Here is a 20653-nt window from a genome sequence, read left to right on the forward strand (position 1 = left end):
GGGCGCGCCCCAATAAAAAACGGCGAGAGACGTGGCCTCTCGCCGGTCAAACCGACTGCCGGGTGTGCCATGCGTCACCGATCGACCGCATGCCCGACCTGCCGGCTGCGCGGCACCGGTCCGCCCGGGCGCGCGAAGGGCGCACCCGCGGCCGGACCAGCCGCCATGCTCATGCCTGCGACGTGTCGCTGCCGTCCGTCGCCTGCGTATCGTCCGCCTGCTGGGGCTGCTCTTCCTTCTTCTCGAGCATGCCTTCGATGGCTTCGGCGCCCTTGAAACCGGCGACGGCCGCGGCCGCCTTGGTCAGCAGGCCCGCATCCGGATCCAGCTTTTCCGCGCCTTCGACAGCTGCGACTGCGCCAGCGATTTCACCCACGGTGTTCAGGATACCCATCGTCATCCCCTTTCAAGAAAATCGTGAGCGCATCGTCCCACGAAAAAAACCGGCGAACCGCGATTGTCATCACCGGATACACAAGTTACGCACCAGGCCGGCCGCGCTCGCCGAGCGCCACCGGAACGACGCACGCGCGCGCCTCACGGCACGCAACGGGCGATGCACGCAGCGTAGCGGAAAGCCTTCGCGCGTACTGTAAAAGTATGTTCTGGAATGCCGACGGAACGCTTACGGCGCGGGACTTTCGCAATGGAGCGATTGCCGAATAGTCGGGCGCGCGTATGAAGGTCGCGTGACGAAAAAAAAGGCGCCTCGCGGCGCCTCTTCGATGCGCGCCGGGCGAATGCCGGCGCATGCGTTCCGACGTTCGTCAGAAGATATTGCGCAGACCGATCGCGATGCCCGTCTGGTTGCTGCGACCCGGCAGCTCGACGTTCGCCGCGCCGTTCGTCTTGTTGAAGTCGACGGTGCCGTAGACTTCGGTGCGCTTGCTCAGCGCGTACTCGGCGATACCGACGATCGCGTAACGGTTGCCGCTCGCGAGCGTGCCGTTGGTGGTCATCGCATTGCGCATGTGGTCGTAATAGAACGCACCCGTCAGCGTCAGCGGCGCGCTGACCTGCCAGCTCACGCCCGCGAACGGACCGTCGTCGATCCGGCCCGTGCCCTTCGCGACCGGAATCGTCTGCTGCGCGAGCAGGCTGTCGACGAAGCCGGTGTCGTCCTTCGAGCGCAGGTAGCCCGCGTAGATCTTCGCCTTGCTGAACGCGTACACGACGTTCGCGTGGTAGATCGTCTGCTTGCGTGCCGAGTTGTCGCTGTTCTGCTGCGCGCCGGCCGCGATGCTGAGCGGGCCCATCACGTACGACAGCGACACGCCCCACGCATTGCCCTTGCCGAGCGAGCCCGGGATCTGGCCCGAGAAGCCGCCGGCGCCGGTCGATTCGTAGTTGGTGCCGGTCGAGTACATCGCCTTCGCGGTCAGGCCTTCGAACTTGCCCGTGTACTTGATCTGGTTGTCCGCATACAGGCCGCCGCCGAGTGCGACCGGCAGCCACGCGTTTTCGAGGTAGTTGCCGACCGTCAGCGGATCGTAGGTATCCGACAGCAGGTCGAACAGCGGCGTCTTCTGGCGGCCGAGGGTCACCGTGCCGTACGGGCTCTGCAGGCCGACGTACGCTGCGCGGTTGAACAAGCGGCCGCTGTCGGCGAATGCGCCGTTCTGCAGGTTCACGCCGCTTTCGAGGTTGAACACGGCCTTCAGGCCGCCGCCGAGATCTTCCGTGCCGTAGATGCCGAAGCGGCTGTTCGTGATCGCGCCGTTGGTCATCGACAGCAGGCCGTCGTTCTTGGCGTTGGCGTTGGTGAGGTAACGAATGCTGGCGTCGGCGACGCCCCAGAGCGTGACCGAGCTTTGTGCGGCCGCGTACTGGCTGGCAAATGCGAGCGCGGCGCCCCCTGCGATGGCTGCGAGTCGGGTGGTCTGCTTCATGAGCTTTCCTTTTTGTAGGTGTCTCCATTCATGGCCGGCCGCGTGCGCAGCCGGGTGGCGATCGCTCACGTTCTTGGCGCGCGCGATGTGGCCTGAATCATATGACGAGTGCGATCGCTGAAAGAAATTGAAATGCGCGGCAACGGCGCGTTTGTCGTCCGGGAACAACGTTTCCCGCGCCAGGCCTGTCTCGCAAGGCGACGGGACAGGCGCGACGGCGCCGGCATGCGCGCGCGGCGCTGTAAGGATCGCCGAGGGTGCGGCGCGGGAACGTGGAGCGTGGAGCGTGGCGAAACAGCCGGCGCATTCGTTGCGACCGGCTACCGCGTGCGACGTGCCGCGTACCGTCAGGCCGTTTGCGCCGCCCCGTCGCCGCCGCCCTCGCCACCGTTCCCCGCGCGGCGCCACGCGCGCCGCACGATCTCCGCGAATGCGCCGACGAGCAGCAGCACCGCGCCCCACAGCGCGATGTCCGGTACGAGCCGCGTCACGAGGCCGCCGACCACCGCGCCGGCCAGGAAGCAGAAACTGATCGTCGCGAGCAGCGCCGAGTCGTGCAGCGCACCCGCGTCGTAGCGCGGGATCAGCCCGACGAACAGCTTCTGCGCGGCGCGCCGCAGGTTGCCGGTCGTCATCACCGACGTGTACGACAGTTCCTCGAGATGGGTGAACGACAGCGTCTGCAGCGTCGCGACGAACGAGATGCCCGGAATCAGCCACGCGCTCGATGCGCCGACGAGGCCGCTCGCGGCAACGCCGAGAAACGCAATCTCGACGATCAGGCTCGCGAACGCCGTATGCCGCATCCAGCCGCGTTGCGCGGCAAGACCGAGCAGGTGTGCGACGAACACCGCGATCACGAAGCCGACGAGCGGCGGCACGTGATGCAGCGCGGCCGCCCATTCGCCGGCCGACAGGTTGATGCCGAGCAGCGCGACGTTGCCGGTCATCGTGTTCGCGAACACGTGGCCGTGGCCGACGTACGTGTACGCGTCGAGGTAGCCGCCGGACAGCGTCAGCAAGGCGGCGACAGTGAGATTGCGGCTGGCGCCGTCGAGATCCATCGATCCTCCCGTGGTGCGCACCGCCGGGCCGCGTACGGCGGGCGATGCGAAATTCGGTCCTGCCGGCGGGCGCGAGCACCGCCGTCGGCGCCGCGCGGCCGGGCCTCGCCGCATGCCGCGCGCCAATATAATGCTCGTCGCAAGGGTACGGGCTCGCGCTGGATAGCGCAGCCGGCCTGAACGGGTCGACAGCGCGGGTTTCACCGCCGCAGGACCGGCCGAGTATACCGGGCCGACCGGACGCGACTGCAGCCTGGCCGCCCCCGCTTCTCTTCACCGAACCGTCGAATGACACTCGCGAAGTTCTTCCTGCGCTATACGGTCATCCCGTTCGCCGCGATCGTGCTGGTGGCCGTCTGGGCGTTCAACCGCGAATCGGGCGAGATCGATGCGCGCCAGTACGCGGCGCTGGTGGCCGCCTATCCGTCGTTCACGCCGAAGCTGAAGCACGAGGTGGCCGACGCGTTGCGCGACGGCCGGGTCGGGAAGGCCGATTACGGCACGCTCATGCGCGATGCGCTGGAGGCGGGTTTCGTGGTCGACTGGCCGACCGTGACGGACGACGTCGGCAGCGAGCGCGGCCGGCTGCTCGGCCTCGTGAACAGCGACCTGCCGGCATCGCGGTAGCCGGCTTGCCGCAGGCCGCTCACTGCCCGATGCCCGTGAGCCCGATCAGCGCGCCGCCGGCGAGCAGCCACAGCGGATGGATGCGCGTACGCCACGCGAGCACCGCGCACGCGGCCGTGATGCCCCACTGGATGGCCGTGCGGTTCGACGCCTCGGAGATCAGCACCGCGCTTGCCGCGACGAGCCCGGCCGTGACGGGCATCATCCCCTGCTGCACATAGCGGCGCCACGGCCGGTCGCGAAAGCGCTCCCACGCATGCAGCGCGAGCACGGTGACGATCGACGACGGCCCGAACTTCGCGAGCGACGCGACCAGCAGCCCCGCCCAGCCGGCCACATGCCAGCCGACCAGCGACACGATCATCATGTTCGGCCCGGGCGCCGCCTGGGCCAGCGCGAACAGCGCGGTGAACTCGTGCGCGCTCATCCAGTGATGCACGTCGACGACCTGCCGCTGCATCTCCGGCAGGATCGTGTTGCCGCCGCCGAATGCGAGCAGCGACAGCTGGCTGAAGATCGTCGCGATGGCGATCAGCGTATCGCTCATGGCCGCCCCCCCGGCTGCGTCTCCCGCGCGGCAGCCTGCGCCGGTTGCGGCGTGCCCGGATCGCGGCGACGCGACGCGAGCCATATGCTGACGGGCGTCAGCACGAGCATCGTCGTCAGCAGGGGCATGCGCAGCACCGCGATCGCGACGAATGCGAGCGCCGCGATGCCGGCCGTGGCGCGTGCGTGCCGCAGCGGCTTCGCGACCTTCACGGCCATCGCGACGAGCAGCCCGGCGGCCGCGGCGGCGAGCCCCGCGAACAGATGCTGCACGTGCGGATCGTTCTGCGTCTTCGCGTACAGCACGCCGAGCGCGACGACGACGAGCGTCGGGCCCGCGATCAGCCCGAGAATGCCGGCGAACGCGCCGGCCACGCCGCGAAAGCGCATGCCGACCGCGACCGACAGGTTGATCACGTTGCCGCCCGGCAGGAACTGGCACAGGCCGAGCAGATCGGTGAATTCATCGGCGGAGAGCCACTTGCGTTCGTCGACGATCGTGCGCCGCGCGAACGGCAGCGCGCCGCCGAACGACATCAGGCCGAGCGACAGGAAACCGGTGAACAGCTCGGCGAGGCCGACACTGCGGGGCGCCGCGGCAGACGGCGGGGATACGGATTGCATGGTGCGCCTCACTAAACGGTGAACCGAGGGTACCGCCGTTCCGGATTGTGGCAAAACGATTTTATCGGTGCGCCCTTGTGATCTAGAATCACAAGCATGGCACGCGACCTCCCGCCCTTTTCCGCGCTTCGGGCCTTTGAAGCCGCGGCACGTCATGAAAGCTTCAGCGCCGCCGGCGACGAGCTGCATGTGACTCACGGTGCCATCAGCCGACAGATTGCCGGGTTCGAGGCATGGCTCGGCAAGCCGGTGTTCCACCGCTACGGCAAGCGCGTGAAGCTCACCGACGAAGGCCGCCGCTACCTGGACACCGTGCGCGCGGCGTTCGACAGCATCGCGCATGCGACCGAGCAGTTGCGCAACACCGGCGCGGCGCGCGTGCTGCGCATCAATGCGCTGCCGACCTTCGCGATGAAATGGCTGCTGCCGCGCCTGTCGCGGTTCCAGCGCGACGTGCCGAACGTCGAGCTGAAGCTGTCCACGTCGAATGCGCCGCTCGACACGCTGAACGGTTTCGACGTCGCGATCCGCCGCGGCCCCGGCCACTGGCCGAACTGCACGAGCGGCCACTTCCTCGACGAAAGCGTGATCCCGGTCTGCAGCCCCGCGCTGCTCAAGCGTGCGCCGATCGCGCGCGCGGACGATCTCGCGCGGCACGTGCTGCTGCATTCGGATACGCGGCCGGAGGGCTGGCGCGACTGGTTCGCGGCGGCGGGCGTGACGATGAAGGGCCGCAAGCGGCAGTCGTTCGACCACTTCTACCTGGCGCTGCAGGCGGCCGTCGACGGGCTGGGTGTCGCGCTCGGCCCGTTGCCGCTGATCGACGACGAACTCGCGAGCGGCCGGCTCGTGATGCCGCTCGACGGGCCGCGCATCGCGACGCGCAGCTACTGGTGGATCGCGCCGCGCGCGCCGGCCGACGATCCGCTCGTCGCGCAGTTCTGCGCGTGGCTGCAGGCGCAGTCGAATACCGGCGCGTGAGGGCGCGCCGGCGGGCGGCGTTGCGCCGCCCGCACCCGGTCAGACCACCGGGCCCGGTTCCTTTTCCTTGCGCAGGATCGCGTACAGGATGATCGCGCCGAACGTCGCGGTGCCGATCCCGCCGAGGCCGAAGCCGCCGATCTTCAGCGAGAAGTCGCCGGCGCCGAGCACGAGCGTGACGGCCGCGACGATCAGGTTGCGGTTGTCGGAGAAGTCGACCTTGTTGACGACCCAGATCCGCGCGCCCGTCACCGCGATCAACCCGAACACGACGATCGACACGCCGCCGAGCACGGGGCCCGGGATCGTCTGGATCACCGCGCCGAACTTCGGCGAGAAGCCGAGCACGATCGCGATCACCGCGGCGACCGCGAACACGAGCGTCGAGTAGATCCGCGTGACGGCCATCACGCCGATGTTCTCCGCGTAGGTCGTCACGCCCGTGCCGCCGACGCTGCCCGACACGATCGTCGCGAGCCCGTCGCCGATGAACGCGCGGCCCACGTAGCGATCGAGGCTGGTGCCCGTCATCGCGCTGACGGCCTTGATGTGGCCGAGGTTCTCCGCGACCAGGATCACCGCGATCGGCGCCAGCATCAGCATCGCGTGCGGATCGAACACCGGCGCGCGGAAGCTCGGCACCCCGAACCAGGCCGCGTGCCCGACGATCGAGAAATCGACCGGCTTGCCGAGCCCCATCCCGTTGGTCGCGACCGCATAGATCGCGTAGGCGATCACCAGCCCGACGAGGATCAGCAGGCGCTGCACCATGCCGCGCGAGAACACCGCGACGCCGCCGACGCACAGCACCGTGACGAGCGCCATCACCGAGTCGAAGGTCGACGCCGACACGCCCTTCACCGCGATCGGCGCGAGGTTCAGCCCGATCACCGCGACGACCGCGCCGGTCACCACGGGCGGCATCAGCGTCTCGATCCAGCGCGTGCCGATCGCCTGCACCAGTGCGCCGAGCGCGACGTACACGACACCGCACGCGACGATCCCGCCGAGCGCGACCGGGATGTTCGGGTTCGGGCCGCTGCCGCCGTAGCCCGTCACCGCGATCACGAGGCCGATGAACGCAAAGCTCGAGCCGAGGTAGCTCGGCACGCGGCCGCCGACCAGCACGAAGAACAGCAGCGTGCCGATGCCCGACATGAAGATGCACAGGTTCGGGTCGAAGCCCATCAGCAGCGGCGCGAGCACGGTCGAGCCGAACATCGCGACAACGTGCTGCACGCCCATCGCGACCATCTGCGGCCAAGGCAGGCGCTCGTCGGTGCCGACCACGCGCGAGGCCGCGCCGGTCGATTGGACCCGCCAGCGCGGGAAATAGGAATCGGACATGGGGAAAGGGCTCCTGTCGGTCGCCGGCTGCCAAGGGTGCGCCGGTCTGGAATCTGGCGCGAGTTTACGGAGCGGAAATGGGGCTGGCAAGCGGACTGATACGGCGGGCCGTCATGCGCGGGGCGCGGCTTGCCGTGTGGGGAAACCGGTGCGCGACCGCGCGGCCCGGCGAAGCGCCCGTCCGCGCGCGATGCACGGCTGGCGGCTGGCGCCGGCGGCGAGGTAAGCATGCGCTCACATCGCCGCCGGCGCATCGTGCATCAGGGGTTGATGTACTGGAACAGCGACAGGTTCTGCAACTGCGCGTACGCCTTCTGCGAACCCGTCAGCGCGTTCTGCATCTGCAGGAACTGGCTGATCGTCGTCACCATGTTGGTGCTCGTCAGGTCGGCCAGGTTGCTGCTGACCTGCAGCGTGACGGTCTGGTTCACGGTCTGCATCGCCTTGATCTCCTGCTCGCGGCCGCCGACCGACGCCTGAACGGTGAGGACGTTCGTCATCATGTTGTTCAGCTTCGTCGTGCCGGTGGTCATCGCGTTCGCGAGCGCGGTCGCGGCAGTCGTGTTGCTGCTGATCGGCACCTTCAGTGCGGCGATCATCGTGTCGAGCGCGCCGAACACGTCGGTGCCGGCCTGCGGCGCCGGCGTGACCGTGTACGTGTCGCCCGGGGCCGGCTTGCCCGACACGGGCACCGACAGGCCGTTGCCGAGCGCGATCCCGGCGCCGTTCGAATACGGCTGCGCGGCGGTCGTGGTCGGCGGCACGACGGTATTGTCGGTGACCGTATAGGTCGGCGCGGCGGCGGTGCCGCCGAACGCGATCGTGAACTGGTGCGCATTGGTCGCGGCCGACGGGCTCGTGATCGTCACCCCGCCGATCGTGCCCGTGCCCGTGTTGCCCGCACCTGCGAGCGGTACCGGCTGGCTGCCGAGCATCGGCACCGACAGGAACACGTTCGCGCCGTTGTCGCCCTGCGAGATCGCGCGCGTGTCGGCGATCTGCACCTGGCGCACGCCCGTGTCGCCGCTGTAGGTCACGCCGCCGCCTGGCGCGTTCGAGAACGGCGGCGTGGCCGACTGGAAGCCCGAGAACAGGTAGTTGCCCGAGCCGTCGGTCGAGTTCGCGAGCGTCAGCAGCTGGTCGCGATAGCCCTGCAGCTGCGTCGACAGCGCGGAGCGATCGCTGTCGGACAGCGAGCCGTCGCCGGCCTGGATCACGACCGTGTGAATGCTGTTCAGCAGGTTGTTGACGCTGATGAGCGTCTGGTCTTCCTTCTGCAGCGACGACAGCGCGCTGTTCTGGTTCGACGCGTACTGCGACAGCGTCGCCGACGTCATCGACAGCTGCACGGCCTGCGCCGCGCCGAGCGGGTTGTCGGCAGCCGTCGCGAGGCTCACGCCGCTCGAGATCTGCTGGTACAGCTGCGAGAGCTGCGCCTGCTGATCGTTCATCTGCGCGACGTTCATCTGGTAGAACTGCGTGGTGGAAATCCGCATGGCTTCGATCCCCGAAATCAGTTGAACAGGCCGAGCACGGTCTGGAACAGCGTCGACGCCGTCTGGATCACCTTCGCGTTCGCCTGGTAGAGCTGCTGATACTGCATCAGGTTGGCCGCTTCCTCGTTCTGGTTCACGCCCGACACCGACTGCTGCGCCTGCGTGATCTGCCCGATCAGCGAAGTCTGCGCGGCGCTCGACGACTTCAGCTGGGACGTCGTGTTGCCGATGCCGTTCACGTAGTTCGCGTACGCGCCCGTCAGCGTGGTCGTGCCGTTGCCGAACGCCGTCGAATTGACGAGCTTCGACAGCGCGAGCGCGTTGCTGCCGTCGTTCGTGCCGCCCGTGTTCGGCGCGACCTTGAACGTGTCGCCAGCCGCCGGCGTGCCCGACACCGTCACCGTGACGCCGGCCGTCAGCGTGATCGGCGAACCGGACTGGTACGGCTGCGCGGCGCTGGTCGTCGGCGGCACGACCGTGTTGTCGGTGACCGTATAGGTCGGCGCGGCGGTGGTGCCGCCCATCGTGATCGTGTAGTTGTGCGCGTTGGCCGCGGCCGCCGGGTTCGTGACCGACAGCCCGCCGATCGTGCCGTTGCCCGTGTTGGTCGTGGCGGCCGACGGCACGTAAGGCGCGGCCGCCGCGATCGCGGAGCCGTTCGACGTCGTGAGGCCGAAGCCGTTCAGCGCGCCGCGCGTCGGCTGCACGGTGAACTTGTCGCCGGCGTTCATCGCGCCGGACGAGAACGAGAAGTTCAGCCCGCCGATCGATCCCGGCATCGACGTCGACGTGCCGACCACCGTGCCGCTCGCGCGGTCGGTCAGCGTGTATTTCGCGCCGTCGTACGCGAGCGTGTAGTCGCCCGTGGTCGGCTGCGACGCGTTCGCGAACGACACGGACAGCGCCGCGTTGCCGGTATTGCCCTGGTTCGCGTAGGTGATCGGCGCGCCGGTGGTGAACAGGTTGCCGCCGGGCTTGCCCGACAGGTCGACGCCGAGTGCGTTCTGCGCGTTGACCTGCGCGGCGAAGCTGGTCGCGATCGCGCCGAGCTGCGCTTCGGCCGGGTCGAGCGTCTGGCTGCGGAACGCGAGCAGGCCGCCGAGCGTGCCGCCCGACAGCGACGCGTCGGACAGGAACTGGTTCGGCCCCTGCGGGTTCGCGCCGGCGATGCCCTGCGACACGACGGTCAGCTCGCTCGGATCGGACGGCGACGCGACGGTCGCCAGCTGGTAGCTCTTGTTCGCGACGACGAGCGGCGTGCCGCCCGACATGAACACGCTGTAGCCGTCGCTGTTGCGCACCACCTGCACGCCCGCGAGGTTCGACAGGTTCGACACCGCGAGGTCGCGCTGGTCCATCAGCTGGTTCGGCGGCTGGCCCTGGCTGCTCGCGGACGCGATCTGCTGGTTCAGCTGCGCGATCTGCGCGGTGTACGCATTGATCTGCGTGACGGTGTTCGTCAGCTGCGTGTTCACGCTCTGGCGCAGCGCGTCGTACTGCTGGCCGGCCGCCGTGATCTGGTTCGCGAGCGTTTGCGCATTGCTCATCGCGGTCTGCCGCACCGACGAGTCGGACGCGCTGTTCGCGACGTTCTGCATCCCGGTGAAGAAGCTCGTGATCGCGGTCGAGATGCCGGCCGTCGGGCTGCCGATGTAGTTGTTCAGCTGCGTGACGAGCGAAAACCACGTCGACAGCGCGCCGCTCTGCGTCTGCGCGCCGTTCAACTGGTCGCTCAGGTACTGGCTGTACTGACGCTGCACGGTGACGGTGTTCACGCCCTGCGGCATGTAGCCGCTGCTCGTGTACTGGCCGCTTGCCTCGGCATAGACGGGCCGCTCGACCGAATAGCCCGGCGTCGCGGCGTTGCTGATGTTCTGGCCGGTCGTCGTGAGGCCCCAGAGCGCGGCATTCAGGCCGCTGACGCCGAGGTTCATGAGTGAATTGGACATGCGCGATCCTGATGAGCCGGCCGCACTGCGGCCGCCGGGTTGCGTGACTCCCGGTATAACGGCCGCGAATTGAAAAAATTGAGGAAAAAATGCGCGCGCGACGCACGCGCGTGCGTCGCCGGCCGAAGCGGCCGGCGGGAGGCGCCGGCGGCCGTGCGCGGGCGGCCCGTGCGGGGCCGGCCAACGCGTGCGCGTCAGGCCCGCGCGAGCGAGCGGCGCTTCATTTCGAGCTGCGTGATCAGCCGCTGCAGCGTGTTCTCCGCGCTGCCCGGCAGCGACATGTAACGGAAGCCCAGCTGGTAGCGCCGCGACCCGTTCGGCATCTGCGTCGAACGCTGCGACACGAGCTGCAGGTCGAGCGACAGCTTGCCGTGGCCGGTCAGCTCGAGCTCGACGTCCGGCAGCAGCGTGCCGACCTCGAGCGCCTCGACGCGCTCGTCGGCCGTGCGCAGCCCCACGCCGCCCAGCGACAGGTTGTGGACCTCGAACAGGAAGCTTTCGCCGTCCGGCAGCTTGCCGCGGCACAGGAACGGATCGACGATCGGCGCGTCGACGCGAAAATATTCACGGCGCTGGATGCAGACCAGCACGTCGGGGAAATCGGCGACGAACGCGGGCAGCCCCTCGTAGCGCGTCTCGCGCGGCGTGCCCGTGGTGAATTCGACCCGCACGCCCTCCGGCGCGGCCGCGAACGTGCAGTGCGACGCGCCGAGGATGCTGGCGTTCTGCTCGGACAACGCACCCCAGTCGAACGTGAAGGTCCGCGCGCCGACGTCGACCTCGAGCAGGCGCGTGACGAGCTGGCCGCCCGGATACTGGACGGTCAGGAAATCGCCGCGATTCACGAGGTTGCGCAACTGCACGCCGATTTCCAGTGGATTGCGGCGGGCATAGTCGGGCCCGGAGTGGCCTGCATCCAGGCTGGGGTCCGTCGACGTTTCGATATTCATGGCTAGCCGGTCTTTCTTGTCATGGGCGCCCGGGGCAACCGGGGCGCAGTAAAACCGGGCCAGAACGGGGGCCCGGTCGCAGGTCTCTCACACTTAGCGGCAGTGCTGACCGAAAGTTTAGATCGAATTGGCGATTTTTTTCGCGCAAACGTTGAAACCGCGCGCGGCGGGGTGCCGGGCGCGGTCCGAGAGAGCCATGAACCGGTTGCGGGCGGGCCCGTCAGCCGATCTGCTGCATGATCGAGATCAGCTTTTTCGCGTAGTTCGGGTCGGTCGCGTAACCGGCCTTCTGCATGCCGTGCGCAAACCCCTCGACGCTGCGGCTCGCGCTGAGCACGCCCGAGTAGCGCGGGTTGTTCTTCAGCAGGTTCGCGTAATCGGTCATCGCGTGCTCGTACGAGTCGTACGCGCGGAATTTCGCGACCACGCGGCGCGGCGTGCCGTTCACGTATTCGGTCGTCAGCGCCGATACCGTGCGGCCCGTCCAGCCCTTGCTCGCCTTGATGCCGAACACGTTGTAGCTGGTCGAACCGTCGGTCGCGCGGATCTCGCGCTTGCCCCAGCCCGATTCGAGCGCGGCCTGGCCGACGATGAAGCGCGCCGGAATGCCGGTCGTCGCGCTGGCCGCCTGCGCGGGGCCCGCGAGCCGGTCGACGAACGCGTCGGCGTCCTGCACGCCGCTCGCGCCCTTCAGCGGCGGCGTGAGCGCGCTGCCGGCCGAGTAGCCGCGCGCGCCGGCGAGCCCGCCGTTGTTCGACGCGTTGGCATACGCCTTCGCCATCGCGTTCATCGCGGCGAGGCTGCCTTCGTTGCCGGCCGTGCCGAGGCCGCCGGCACCCATGCCGCCCGCGCCGACGTCGGCCGCGGTGTCGCTGCCCGCGCCCACGCCCGCGTTGCGCATCAACTGCTTCATCAGCGCGTCGGCCACGCCGATCCCGTGCTTCGACATCTGCTGCGCGAGCTGCTGGTCGAGCATCGACGTGTACATCTTCGACGTGTGCGAATCGAGCAGCCCGCCGTCGGGCGTCGCGTCGCGCATGCTCTTGAGCATCATCTGCGTGAACATCGCGTCGAACTGGCCCGCGACCGCCTTCGCGCCGGCCTGCGGCGACTGCTTCGCCTGCGCGCGCAGCGCGTCGAAACCCTGCACATCGAGCGCGAAGCGCTGCGTGAGGTCGTTCGCGTTAGGAAGGTTCGCTGCCATTTAGATGACCTCCAGGTCGGCGCGCAACGCGCCGGCCGCCTTCATCGCCTGCAGGATCGACATCAGGTCCGCGGGCGTCGCGCCGAGCGTGTTCAGCGCCTTCACGACGTCGGCGAGGTTCGCGCCGGCCGTCACCATCTTCAGCGCGCCGTTGTCCTGCTTCAACTGGATCTGCGACTGCTGCGCCACCACCGTCTGCCCGTTCGAGAACGGCCCCGGCTGCGACACCACCGGCTGCGTGTTGACGACGACCGACAGGTTGCCGTGCGCGACCGCGCAGCTCTGCAGCGTGACCATCTGGTTCATCACGATCGAGCCGGTGCGCGCGTTCAGGATCACCTTCGCCGCGGCCTTGTCCGGGCTCACGTCGAGGTTCTGCAGCCGCGCCATGAACGCGACCTGCTGCGCCGAGTCGGCCGGCGCCGCGAGCTGGATCGTGCGGCCGTCGAGCGCCGTCGCGGTGCCCGGGCCGAAGCTCGAGTTGACCGCGGACACGATCCGCTGCGCGGTGCCGTAGTCCATGTCGTTCAGCTGCAGCTGCAGCACGCCGTTCATCTGCGCGATCGCGTTCGGCACCGAACGCTCGACGATCGCGCCGCCGACGATCCGGCCGGCCGCGAGCTGGTTCACCTGCACGCGGCTGCCGTTCGCGCTGGCGCCCGCGCCGCCGACCGCCATGTTGCCCTGCGAGAGCGCGTACACCTGCCCGTCCGCGCCCTTCAGCGGCGTGAGCAGCAGCGTGCCGCCGCGCAGGCTCTTCGCGTTGCCGAGCGACGATACCGTCACGTCGAGCGCTTCGCCCGGCCGCGCGAACGGCGGCAGCGTGGCCGTCACCATCACGGCCGCGACGTTCTTCAGCTGCATGTTGCTCAGCGACGACGGGCCGCCGTTCGCCGAACCGTTGTTGATCGAGATGCCGAGGTTCGCGAGCATGTTCGCGAGCGTCTGCGTCGTGAACGGCGTCTGCATCGTCTGGTCGCCCGTGCCGTCGAGACCGACGACGAGGCCATAGCCGATCAGCGGGTTATCGCGCACGCCCTGGATCTGCGCGAGGTCCTTCAGACGCTCCGCATGCGCGGGCGCCGCGCCGAGCACGCACGCGGCCGCCACGGCCGCGAACGCGACGGCGAGCCGCGCGGCGGCATGCACGCGGGCCGACGGGCGGTGGATCGGGGTCGTCTGCATCGTCATCACCACGGCGCGATGTTGAGGAAGAAGCGCTGCAGCCAGCCCATCGTCTCGGCTTCGTTGATGTAGCCCTTCGACGAGTATTCGATCTTCGCGTCGGCGACCTGCGTCGAGTAGACCGAGTTCGCGCCCGAGATCGTGTTCGGGTTGACGACGCCCGAGAAGCGCACGAATTCGTTGCCCTGGTTGATCAGCATCTGCTTCTCGCCGCTGACCACGAGGTTGCCGTTCGGCAGCACGTTGGTGACGGTCACCGTGATCGTGCCGTTGAACGTGTTCGCCGCGCTCGCGCCGCCCGTCGCCGCGAACTTGTTGTTGCCGGTGGCCGACAGGTTCGCCTTCGCGAACAGCCCGCCGAGGAAGCCGGCCGTCGGCACGTTGAAGTCGGTGTTGCCCTGCCGGTTCGTGTTCGCGCCCGACGACTTGGTCGCGTTGATGTTCTCCGCGATCATGATCGTCAGGATGTCGCCGATGTTGCGCGGCCGCTGATCCTCGAACAGCGGCCGCCCCGCGTAGCCGGGGTTGTAGATCGAGCCGGGCGCCTGCATCGACATCGGCGTCGGCGGCTGCGCCGTCATCGGCTGCTGGATGATCGGATCGCGCGGGATCTGCGCGCAACCGGCGAGCGCCGCCACCGCGACCGCGCACGCGGCGCGGACGGTGGCTGACGGGAGGAGGCGAACCTGCTTCATGGCGACGACGGGACTTTCCGGTTAGCTCTTCATCTGCGTGACGGTCTGCAGCATCTGGTCGGACGTCGTCACGGCCTTGCTGTTGATCTCGTAGGCACGCTGCGTCTGGATCATGTTGACGAGTTCCTGCACGACGTTCACGTTCGACGCTTCGACGTAGTTCTGGTTGAGCACGCCCGCGCCGTTCAGGCCCGGCTGCGACACGTTCGGCGCGCCCGACGAGGTCGTCTCGGAGAACAGGTTCTCGCCGCGCGCCTCGAGGCCGGCCGGGTTGATGAAGGTCGCGATCTGCAGCGAGCCGATCTGTACCGCGTTGCTCGAACCCGGCTGCGTGACCGACACGACGCCGTCCTTGCCGATCGTCAGCGACTGCGCGTTCTGCGGAATGGTGATCGCCGGCAGCACCTGGTAGCCGCTCGACGTGACGAGCTGGCCCTGCGCGTTGGTCTGGAACGAGCCGTCGCGCGTGTAGGCGTTCGTGCCGTCCGGCATCAGCACCTGGAAGAAGCCCGCGCCGTTGATCGCGACGTCCTTCGAGTTGCCGGTCTGCGTGAGGCCGCCTTGCGTGTACAGGCGCTCGGTCGCGACCTGCTGCACGCCGGTGCCGAGCTGCAGGCCCGACGGCAGCTCGGTCTGCTGCGTCGAGTTCGCGCCCGGCTGGCGGATGGTCTGGTACAGCAGATCCTCGAACACCGCGCGCGACGCCTTGAAGCCGTTCGTGCTGGTGTTCGCGAGGTTGTTCGAAATCACGTCCATCTGCGCTTGCTGCGCATTCATGCCGGTGGCGGCGATGTAGAGCGAACGGTTCACTTGTAAGGTCTCCTGCGTAGGCTGGCGCGGGCGCTCAGCTGAAGTTGAGCAGCTGGTTCGCCGACTGCTCGTTCTGGTCGGCCGTCTGGATCAGCTTCGACTGAAGCTGGAACGCGCGCGCGTTGTCGATCATCGCGACCATCGCGGTCACCGGGTTGACGTTGCTGCCTTCGAGCGAATTCGGCGTGACGACCACGTTCGGGTCGGCGTCGGCCGGATTGCCGTCGGCGGTACGGAACAACCCGTCGTTGCCGCGCGTGAGCGTGGCCGGATCGGGATTGACGAGCTTCATCTGGTCGACGATCGCGACCGCGGTCGGCGGGTCGCCCGGCATCAGCGCGGACACCGTGCCGTCCTTGCCGATCGTCACTTCCGCGTTCGGCGGCACCGAGATCGGGCCGCCGTTGCCGACCACCGGCAGGTTGCTCGCGTTGACGAGCTGGCCGTTCTCGTCGACGTGCAGGTTGCCGGCGCGCGTGTATGCCTCGCTGCCGTCGGCCGCCTGCACCGACAGCCAGCCGGCGCCCTGCACCGCGACGTCGAGCGGATTGCCGGTGCGCGTGATCGGACCCGGCGCGTAATCCGCGCCAGGCGTCGACGAGAGCACGTAGGTGCGCGTCGTCGTCGGGTCGATCTTGCTGCCGTCGCCGAAATTCATCGGCACCGCGCGATACGTCGCGAGCTGCGCGCGAAAGCCCGTCGTCGAGGCGTTCGCGAGGTTGTTCGCGACGACCGCCTGCTGGTCGAGCGACTGCGACGCGCCCGTCATCGCCGTATAGATCAGTCGGTCCATGGCTGCCGGTTATCCGCGCTTACAGGTTGATGAGCGTCTGGTCGACGGTCTGCTGCGTCTTGATCGTCTGCGCGTTCGCCTGGTAGTTGCGCTGCGCGGTGATCAGGTTGACGAGCTGCGACGTGAGGTCGACGTTCGAGTTCTCGAGCGCGCTGCCCTGCAGCGTGCCGTGGTTCGTGCTGCCCGGCGCCGAGACCTGCGGCACGCCCGACGCGGCGGACTCCGCATACTGGTTGCCGCCGAGATTCACCAGCCCGTTCGGGTTGTTGAAGTTCGCGAGCGCGATCTGGCCGAGCACGGCGGTCTGGCCGTTCGAGTAGTTGCCGGTCAGCTTGCCGTCGGTGCCGATCGTGTAAGTCGTCAGCGTGCCGCTCGCGTAGCCGTCCTGCGCGAGGTTGTTCACGCCGTCCTTGCCGCCGTACTGCGTCGTGCCGGTCAGATCGAGCGTGAGGCTCTGCGGCGTCGCCGAGCCGTCGGTGTTCGGCACCGTGAACTGGAACTGGCCGAGCGACGTGGTCGGCGTCGGCGGCGTGCCCGTCGTCGTGCTCTGGATGCCGCCCGACGAATTGAACGTGACCGTGCCGAGATCGGTCGTCGCGCCGCCCTGGACGCCCGCGTACGCTTCCCACGTACCGGCCGCCGACTTCACGAAGTACATGTTGACGGCCTGCGAGCCGCCGAGCGAGTCGTACACCTGGATCGACGTCGAGTAGTTGTACGTCGTGTTGTCGGTCGCGCTGAACGGCGTCTTGGCCGGCACTGTGTCCTGCGAGTTCAGGTTGAACTGGCCGACGATCTTGGTCGTCGCGGTCGGCGCGATGTTGTTGGTCGGCGCCTGCAGCGGCACGGTCTGCGCGGTGTTGATCACGCCGCCCGCGTTGGCCATGTAGCCCATCAGGTTACGGCCCTGCGAGTCGACGATGTAGCCGTTCTTGTCGCGCTGGAACGTGCCGTCGCGCGAGTACGTCGTCACGCCGTTGTTCGACATCTGGTAGAAGCCGTTGCCGTTGATCGCGACGTCGAGCGACGAGTTCGACGAATTGATCGTGCCCTGGCCGAAATTCTGTTCCACCGAGTTCAGCGCCGTGCCGATGCCGATCTGCGTGTTGACCGACGTCGCGACCGAGTTCGCGTACATGTCGGCGAACTGCGCGGTGCTCGACTTGAAGCCGACCGTGTTCGCGTTCGCGATGTTGTTGCCGATCACGTCGAGCGCGTTCGAGGCGCCGGCGAGGCCGCTCAGACCCTGTTGATAACCCATTTCGGTCTCCGTTTCGAGAAAGCTCGATCAGTTGGTGGTGGTGTCGCCGGACGAGGACGAAGATGCCGTGGACGACTTGATGTTCGGGAAGATCGACGCGACCTGGGTGAGGCCCACCGTCGTGCCGTTCGACAGCACGAGCCCCGCCGTGCCGTCCGCCTGCTTGACCACGCTCTGCACCTGTGCGGCCGCGAGCGTCGTGGCCACCTGCGGCGTGCCCTTGCTGTCGGTGTAGGTCGCGCTGACCGTGTACTTGCCGTCCGGCAGCGCATTGCCGGCCGTATCGGTCGGCGTCCAGTTGAACGGCACGGTGCCGGCCGACTGCGCGCCCGCGTTGATCGTGTTCACGACGGTGCCCGCCGAGTTCTTCACGGTGATCGTCAGGTTCGACACCGAGCTCGCGAGCGACACGCCGAACGGCGACGCCGCGCCGCTCTTCACCGCGACCGAATTGCCCGGCGCGAGCACGTTCGTGCCGATCAGCAGCGCAGCCTGCGTCTGCTGGCCGGCTGCGAGCTGCGTCGACAGCGACGTGAGCGACGTGTTCAGCTGCGCGATGCCGCTCACCGTGTTGATCTGCGCGAGCTGCGACGTCATCTGCGAGCTGTCGACCGGGCTGGTCGGATCCTGGTTCTGCAGCTGCGTGACGAGCAGCTTCAGGAACGTCGCCTGCAGGTCGCTCGCCGACGTGCCGTTGGTCGACGACACGTTGTTGGTGTTCATCGTGTCGGTCGGCAGGTTCGACACGTTGGTGCCGTTGCCGCCGATCGTCGTGTTGGAGGAAGTCATCCTGGGTGGCCTTCTGTCGGAACTGTCGAGTCTGTAAGGTCGGTCGGCGTGCGGCTTACGAGCCGATCGTCAGCGTCTTGAGCATCAGCGTCTTCGCGGTGTTCAGCGTCTCGACGTTGGCCTGGTACGAGCGCGACGCCGAGATCATGTTCACCATTTCCTGCACCGGATCGACGTTCGGCATCTGCACGTAGCCGTTCGCGTCGGCGGCCGGGTTCGCCGGGTCGTAGGTCGACTTCATCGGCGACGGGTCGTCCATCACCTTCGTCACGCGCACGCCGCCCACGCCCTGGCCGGACGCGGTGCGCGCGCCGCCGATCGGGTCGGTCGCGAACACGACCTGCTTGGCCTTGTACGGCTTGCCGTCGGGGCCGGTGGCGCTGTCGGCGTTCGCGAGGTTCGACGCGGTGACGTTCAGACGCTGCGATTGCGCGGACAACGCCGAACCGGCGACGCCGAAGATGTTCATCAACGAAGGCATGGTGGCTCCTGGTGCTTGTGCTCGGGTTCGGTGGCGCTTACGAGTTCGTCGAGATCGCGGCGATCATCGCCTTGATCTGCTGGGTCATCACGGTCATCCCGGTTTCGTAGTGCAGCGCGTTGTTCGCGAACTGCACGCGCTCGACGTCGAGATCGACCGTGTTGCCGTCGAGCGACGGCTGCAGCGGCATCCGGTACTGCGCGCGGCCGTAGTCGTCCGACGGGCCGCCCGTCGGGATCAGCTTCGCGGTGCCGGCCATGTGGCCCGCCGCCGTCGACACCATCGACATGCCGCTCGTCACGCCGGCCGGCTGCGCCATCGGCAGTTGCCCGGCGTTGCTCGGCGCCAGGCCGCCGCCCGTCTGCTTCAGCGAGCGCGCGAGCGTCGACGCGAAATCGACGTCGCGGGCCTGGTAGCCGGGCGTGTCGGCGTTCGCGATGTTCGACGACAGCAGTTCCTGCCGGTAGGCGCGCACGTCGAGCGCCTGGCGGCCGAACGCGAATTCCGCATCGAGTTTGTCCAGCATGTGTGCGTCTCTCCGTATGAAGCGCTGCACGCCCCTCGCGCCGGATGGCGACCCAAGAGGCTTTTTTCCATGACAGCGATGGTAGGCGCGGGACGCAACCGGCAATCGGGCGAATAACGCGGCAAAGGCCCCCTCTATTCATCGTTTGCGCGACGGCCCGGCTCCCTAGAATGCAAAGCGGATCAACGGATCGAGGACACGGCGATGACTGGCAGCGCACTTCGCGACAGGAACGGGCGGCTCGCGCACGTCCGGCGTGCGGTTGCGCTCGCCGCGGCGCTGTGGATCGCCGCCCCTGCGGTACAGGCGGACGACGGGATGATCGTGATTCCCGGACGCGGCGAGACGGCCGAAACCGCGCTCGCGCACGCCAATGCGGCGAATGGCGGACCGTTCGGCGGGAATGCGGGCGTGGCTTCGGGAGCGGGCATCGCGCCGGAAGCGGGTCGCGCGGCGTCGGGCGCAGGTGCCGCGGCCGGCGCGGCCGCCGCCGGTTACGCGGCGCAACCGGCCGGCGCGATGGTCGTGACGACCGTCCCGCCGCCGGCGCCAGCCCCCGCGTACGCAGCCGCCCGCGCGAACGCCGGCTATCGCGCGCAGCCGCGCGTGGCCGACCCCGCCGCAATCGCGACGGTCGTCGCCGGCACCGCCGAGCCCGCGTCGAACGTTCGGCCGGCACCACCGTCGGCAGCCGTCGCACGCGTGGTGGCGGCCCGCGCCGCGTCAGCCGCGCCGGCGCCGCGAGCAACGGCGGTTTCCGCGAACCCGGCTGCGGCGGCTTCCGCGGCCCAGCCCGCGACGCCGCCCGGCCAGCAGGATCCCGAGACGATCCGCCGCGCGGCCCTCGCATTCCTGCAGCAGCAGATCGCCGGCCTGCCCGGCAAGACCACCGCGACGGTCACGACCGCGTTTCCGCGCGGGCTCGTCGCGTGCACGACACTCGAGCCGTTCCTGCCGACCGGCGCGCGCCTGTGGGGCCGCACGACGGTCGGCGTGCGCTGCGCGGGCGAGCGGCCGTGGACCGTCTACCTGCAGGCGAAGGTCACCGTGCAGGCCACCTACTACGTCGCCGCGCGCCAGATCGCGCCCGGCGAGCCGCTCTCCGCGGCCGACCTGGTTGCCCGCGACGGCGACCTGACGGTCATGCCGCTCGCGGTGATCACCGATCCGGCGCAGGCGATCGGCTCGACCGCGCTCGCGCGCATCTCGGCCGGGCTGCCGCTGCGGCAGGACATGCTGAAGAGCGCGGCGTCGGTCTCGGCCGGCCAGACGGTGCGGGTCGTCGCGGCCGGGCCCGGTTTCACGATTTCAGCCGAGGGCAGCGTGCTCGCGAATGCGGCGCCGGGCCAGTCGGTAAGGGTGCGGATGGCGGCGGGCCAGATCGTCACGGCGATCGTCAAGGACGCCGGAACCGTGGAAATTCCGTTGTAGGGACG

General features: G+C 68.6%; 20 protein-coding genes and 2 pseudogenes. 3 read left to right on the plus strand and 19 right to left on the minus strand.

Annotated elements, in window-relative coordinates; translation table 11 throughout:
- Window positions 1-169: 169 nt before the first annotated feature.
- From ACWMMN_RS15955 to ACWMMN_RS15965, 3 genes are all read right to left on the minus strand, one after another.
- Window positions 170-394: a hypothetical protein gene (locus ACWMMN_RS15955; protein ID WP_043185162.1), complete on the minus strand. Its 225-nt coding sequence runs from the start codon at window positions 392-394 to the stop codon at window positions 170-172.
- 373 nt (window positions 395-767) lie between these two features.
- The gene (locus tag ACWMMN_RS15960; RefSeq protein WP_039369128.1) at window positions 768-1889 is read right to left on the minus strand and encodes a porin; all 1122 of its coding nucleotides are present in this window, start codon (window positions 1887-1889) and stop codon (window positions 768-770) included.
- Between the two features lie 347 nt (window positions 1890-2236).
- A complete protein-coding gene (locus ACWMMN_RS15965; RefSeq protein ID WP_059232994.1) occupies window positions 2237-2953 on the minus strand; it encodes a YoaK family protein in 717 nt (238 codons plus the stop codon).
- A gap of 288 nt (window positions 2954-3241) precedes the next feature.
- Between ACWMMN_RS15965 and ACWMMN_RS15970 the strand changes: the two genes are divergently transcribed.
- Window positions 3242-3580 (plus strand): hypothetical protein, encoded by a 339-nt coding sequence (locus tag ACWMMN_RS15970; protein ID WP_486422841.1) that lies wholly within the window; start codon window positions 3242-3244, stop codon window positions 3578-3580.
- Window positions 3581-3599: 19 nt separating this feature from the next.
- Here the strand turns inward: ACWMMN_RS15970 and ACWMMN_RS15975 are convergent, their stop codons facing one another.
- The gene (locus ACWMMN_RS15975) at window positions 3600-4127 is read right to left on the minus strand and encodes a chromate transporter (RefSeq protein WP_006477572.1); all 528 of its coding nucleotides are present in this window, start codon (window positions 4125-4127) and stop codon (window positions 3600-3602) included.
- A complete protein-coding gene (locus ACWMMN_RS15980; RefSeq protein WP_486422842.1) occupies window positions 4124-4750 on the minus strand; it encodes a chromate transporter in 627 nt (208 codons plus the stop codon). Before ACWMMN_RS15980 ends, ACWMMN_RS15975 begins: the two co-directional genes overlap by 4 nt.
- A gap of 96 nt (window positions 4751-4846) precedes the next feature.
- Between ACWMMN_RS15980 and ACWMMN_RS15985 the strand changes: the two genes are divergently transcribed.
- Window positions 4847-5731, plus strand: a complete 885-nt coding sequence (locus ACWMMN_RS15985) for a transcriptional regulator GcvA (RefSeq protein ID WP_059232991.1) — start codon at window positions 4847-4849, stop codon at window positions 5729-5731.
- 39 nt (window positions 5732-5770) lie between these two features.
- Here ACWMMN_RS15985 and ACWMMN_RS15990 read toward each other — a convergent pair whose 3' ends face one another.
- The 14 genes and pseudogenes from ACWMMN_RS15990 to flgB form a co-directional block, all read right to left on the minus strand.
- A complete protein-coding gene (locus ACWMMN_RS15990; RefSeq protein ID WP_059232990.1) occupies window positions 5771-7078 on the minus strand; it encodes a solute carrier family 23 protein in 1308 nt (435 codons plus the stop codon).
- A gap of 260 nt (window positions 7079-7338) precedes the next feature.
- Entirely contained in the window at window positions 7339-8574 is a 1236-nt protein-coding gene (flgL, locus tag ACWMMN_RS15995) for a flagellar hook-associated protein FlgL (protein WP_059232989.1), read from the minus strand.
- A gap of 17 nt (window positions 8575-8591) precedes the next feature.
- Window positions 8592-8984: pseudogene (locus ACWMMN_RS16000) on the minus strand (flagellar basal body rod C-terminal domain-containing protein); the annotation flags it as partial.
- A 174-nt stretch (window positions 8985-9158) separates the two neighbouring features.
- Window positions 9159-10523: pseudogene (gene flgK / locus ACWMMN_RS16005) on the minus strand (flagellar hook-associated protein FlgK); the annotation flags it as partial.
- Window positions 10524-10717: 194 nt separating this feature from the next.
- Window positions 10718-11473 carry a flagellar brake protein gene (locus ACWMMN_RS16010; RefSeq protein WP_059232987.1) on the minus strand — a complete coding sequence of 252 codons (756 nt, stop codon included), beginning with the start codon at window positions 11471-11473 and terminating at the stop codon, window positions 10718-10720.
- 220 nt (window positions 11474-11693) lie between these two features.
- Window positions 11694-12677: a flagellar assembly peptidoglycan hydrolase FlgJ gene (flgJ, locus tag ACWMMN_RS16015; RefSeq protein WP_059232986.1), complete on the minus strand. Its 984-nt coding sequence runs from the start codon at window positions 12675-12677 to the stop codon at window positions 11694-11696.
- A complete protein-coding gene (locus ACWMMN_RS16020; RefSeq protein WP_059236582.1) occupies window positions 12678-13862 on the minus strand; it encodes a flagellar basal body P-ring protein FlgI in 1185 nt (394 codons plus the stop codon).
- Between the two features lie 5 nt (window positions 13863-13867).
- Window positions 13868-14557: a flagellar basal body L-ring protein FlgH gene (flgH, locus tag ACWMMN_RS16025; protein WP_059232985.1), complete on the minus strand. Its 690-nt coding sequence runs from the start codon at window positions 14555-14557 to the stop codon at window positions 13868-13870.
- A 21-nt stretch (window positions 14558-14578) separates the two neighbouring features.
- On the minus strand, window positions 14579-15367 hold the full coding sequence (flgG, locus tag ACWMMN_RS16030; RefSeq protein ID WP_059232984.1) for a flagellar basal-body rod protein FlgG: 789 nt from the start codon (window positions 15365-15367) through the stop codon (window positions 14579-14581).
- A 34-nt stretch (window positions 15368-15401) separates the two neighbouring features.
- Window positions 15402-16160 (minus strand): flagellar basal-body rod protein FlgF, encoded by a 759-nt coding sequence (gene flgF / locus ACWMMN_RS16035; protein ID WP_059232983.1) that lies wholly within the window; start codon window positions 16158-16160, stop codon window positions 15402-15404.
- Between the two features lie 19 nt (window positions 16161-16179).
- A complete protein-coding gene (flgE, locus tag ACWMMN_RS16040) occupies window positions 16180-17421 on the minus strand; it encodes a flagellar hook protein FlgE (RefSeq protein WP_059232982.1) in 1242 nt (413 codons plus the stop codon).
- Window positions 17422-17448: 27 nt separating this feature from the next.
- On the minus strand, window positions 17449-18210 hold the full coding sequence (locus tag ACWMMN_RS16045) for a flagellar hook assembly protein FlgD (RefSeq protein WP_059232981.1): 762 nt from the start codon (window positions 18208-18210) through the stop codon (window positions 17449-17451).
- Between the two features lie 55 nt (window positions 18211-18265).
- Complete coding sequence (gene flgC, locus ACWMMN_RS16050) at window positions 18266-18691, minus strand: flagellar basal body rod protein FlgC (RefSeq protein WP_034190310.1); 426 nt, start codon at window positions 18689-18691, stop codon at window positions 18266-18268.
- 37 nt (window positions 18692-18728) lie between these two features.
- Entirely contained in the window at window positions 18729-19217 is a 489-nt protein-coding gene (gene flgB / locus ACWMMN_RS16055; protein ID WP_059232980.1) for a flagellar basal body rod protein FlgB, read from the minus strand.
- A 204-nt stretch (window positions 19218-19421) separates the two neighbouring features.
- On the opposite strand from flgB, the gene flgA reads away from it, so the two are divergent.
- A complete protein-coding gene (gene flgA / locus ACWMMN_RS16060) occupies window positions 19422-20648 on the plus strand; it encodes a flagellar basal body P-ring formation chaperone FlgA (protein ID WP_342703078.1) in 1227 nt (408 codons plus the stop codon).
- Window positions 20649-20653: the final 5 nt, after the last annotated feature.

This window comes from Burkholderia cepacia complex sp. TUM26381 (assembly GCF_057439935.1).

Excerpts from the sequence above, each read along its gene's own strand:
- ACWMMN_RS15955 (WP_043185162.1), bottom strand. The coding sequence starts at position 394 with ATGGGTATCCTGAACACCGTGGGTGAAATCGCTGGCGCAGTCGCAGCT.
- ACWMMN_RS15960 (WP_039369128.1), bottom strand. The coding sequence starts at position 1,889 with ATGAAGCAGACCACCCGACTCGCAGCCATCGCAGGGGGCGCCGCGCTC.
- ACWMMN_RS15965 (WP_059232994.1), bottom strand. The coding sequence starts at position 2,953 with ATGGATCTCGACGGCGCCAGCCGCAATCTCACTGTCGCCGCCTTGCTG.
- ACWMMN_RS15970 (WP_486422841.1), top strand. The coding sequence starts at position 3,242 with ATGACACTCGCGAAGTTCTTCCTGCGCTATACGGTCATCCCGTTCGCC.
- ACWMMN_RS15975 (WP_006477572.1), bottom strand. The coding sequence starts at position 4,127 with ATGAGCGATACGCTGATCGCCATCGCGACGATCTTCAGCCAGCTGTCG.
- ACWMMN_RS15980 (WP_486422842.1), bottom strand. The coding sequence starts at position 4,750 with ATGCAATCCGTATCCCCGCCGTCTGCCGCGGCGCCCCGCAGTGTCGGC.
- ACWMMN_RS15985 (WP_059232991.1), top strand. The coding sequence starts at position 4,847 with ATGGCACGCGACCTCCCGCCCTTTTCCGCGCTTCGGGCCTTTGAAGCC.
- ACWMMN_RS15990 (WP_059232990.1), bottom strand. The coding sequence starts at position 7,078 with ATGTCCGATTCCTATTTCCCGCGCTGGCGGGTCCAATCGACCGGCGCG.
- flgL (WP_059232989.1), bottom strand. The coding sequence starts at position 8,574 with ATGCGGATTTCCACCACGCAGTTCTACCAGATGAACGTCGCGCAGATG.
- ACWMMN_RS16010 (WP_059232987.1), bottom strand. The coding sequence starts at position 11,473 with ATGAATATCGAAACGTCGACGGACCCCAGCCTGGATGCAGGCCACTCC.
- flgJ (WP_059232986.1), bottom strand. The coding sequence starts at position 12,677 with ATGGCAGCGAACCTTCCTAACGCGAACGACCTCACGCAGCGCTTCGCG.
- ACWMMN_RS16020 (WP_059236582.1), bottom strand. The coding sequence starts at position 13,862 with ATGCAGACGACCCCGATCCACCGCCCGTCGGCCCGCGTGCATGCCGCC.
- flgH (WP_059232985.1), bottom strand. The coding sequence starts at position 14,557 with ATGAAGCAGGTTCGCCTCCTCCCGTCAGCCACCGTCCGCGCCGCGTGC.
- flgF (WP_059232983.1), bottom strand. The coding sequence starts at position 16,160 with ATGGACCGACTGATCTATACGGCGATGACGGGCGCGTCGCAGTCGCTC.
- flgE (WP_059232982.1), bottom strand. The coding sequence starts at position 17,421 with ATGGGTTATCAACAGGGTCTGAGCGGCCTCGCCGGCGCCTCGAACGCG.
- ACWMMN_RS16045 (WP_059232981.1), bottom strand. The coding sequence starts at position 18,210 with ATGACTTCCTCCAACACGACGATCGGCGGCAACGGCACCAACGTGTCG.
- flgC (WP_034190310.1), bottom strand. The coding sequence starts at position 18,691 with ATGCCTTCGTTGATGAACATCTTCGGCGTCGCCGGTTCGGCGTTGTCC.
- flgB (WP_059232980.1), bottom strand. The coding sequence starts at position 19,217 with ATGCTGGACAAACTCGATGCGGAATTCGCGTTCGGCCGCCAGGCGCTC.
- flgA (WP_342703078.1), top strand. The coding sequence starts at position 19,422 with ATGACTGGCAGCGCACTTCGCGACAGGAACGGGCGGCTCGCGCACGTC.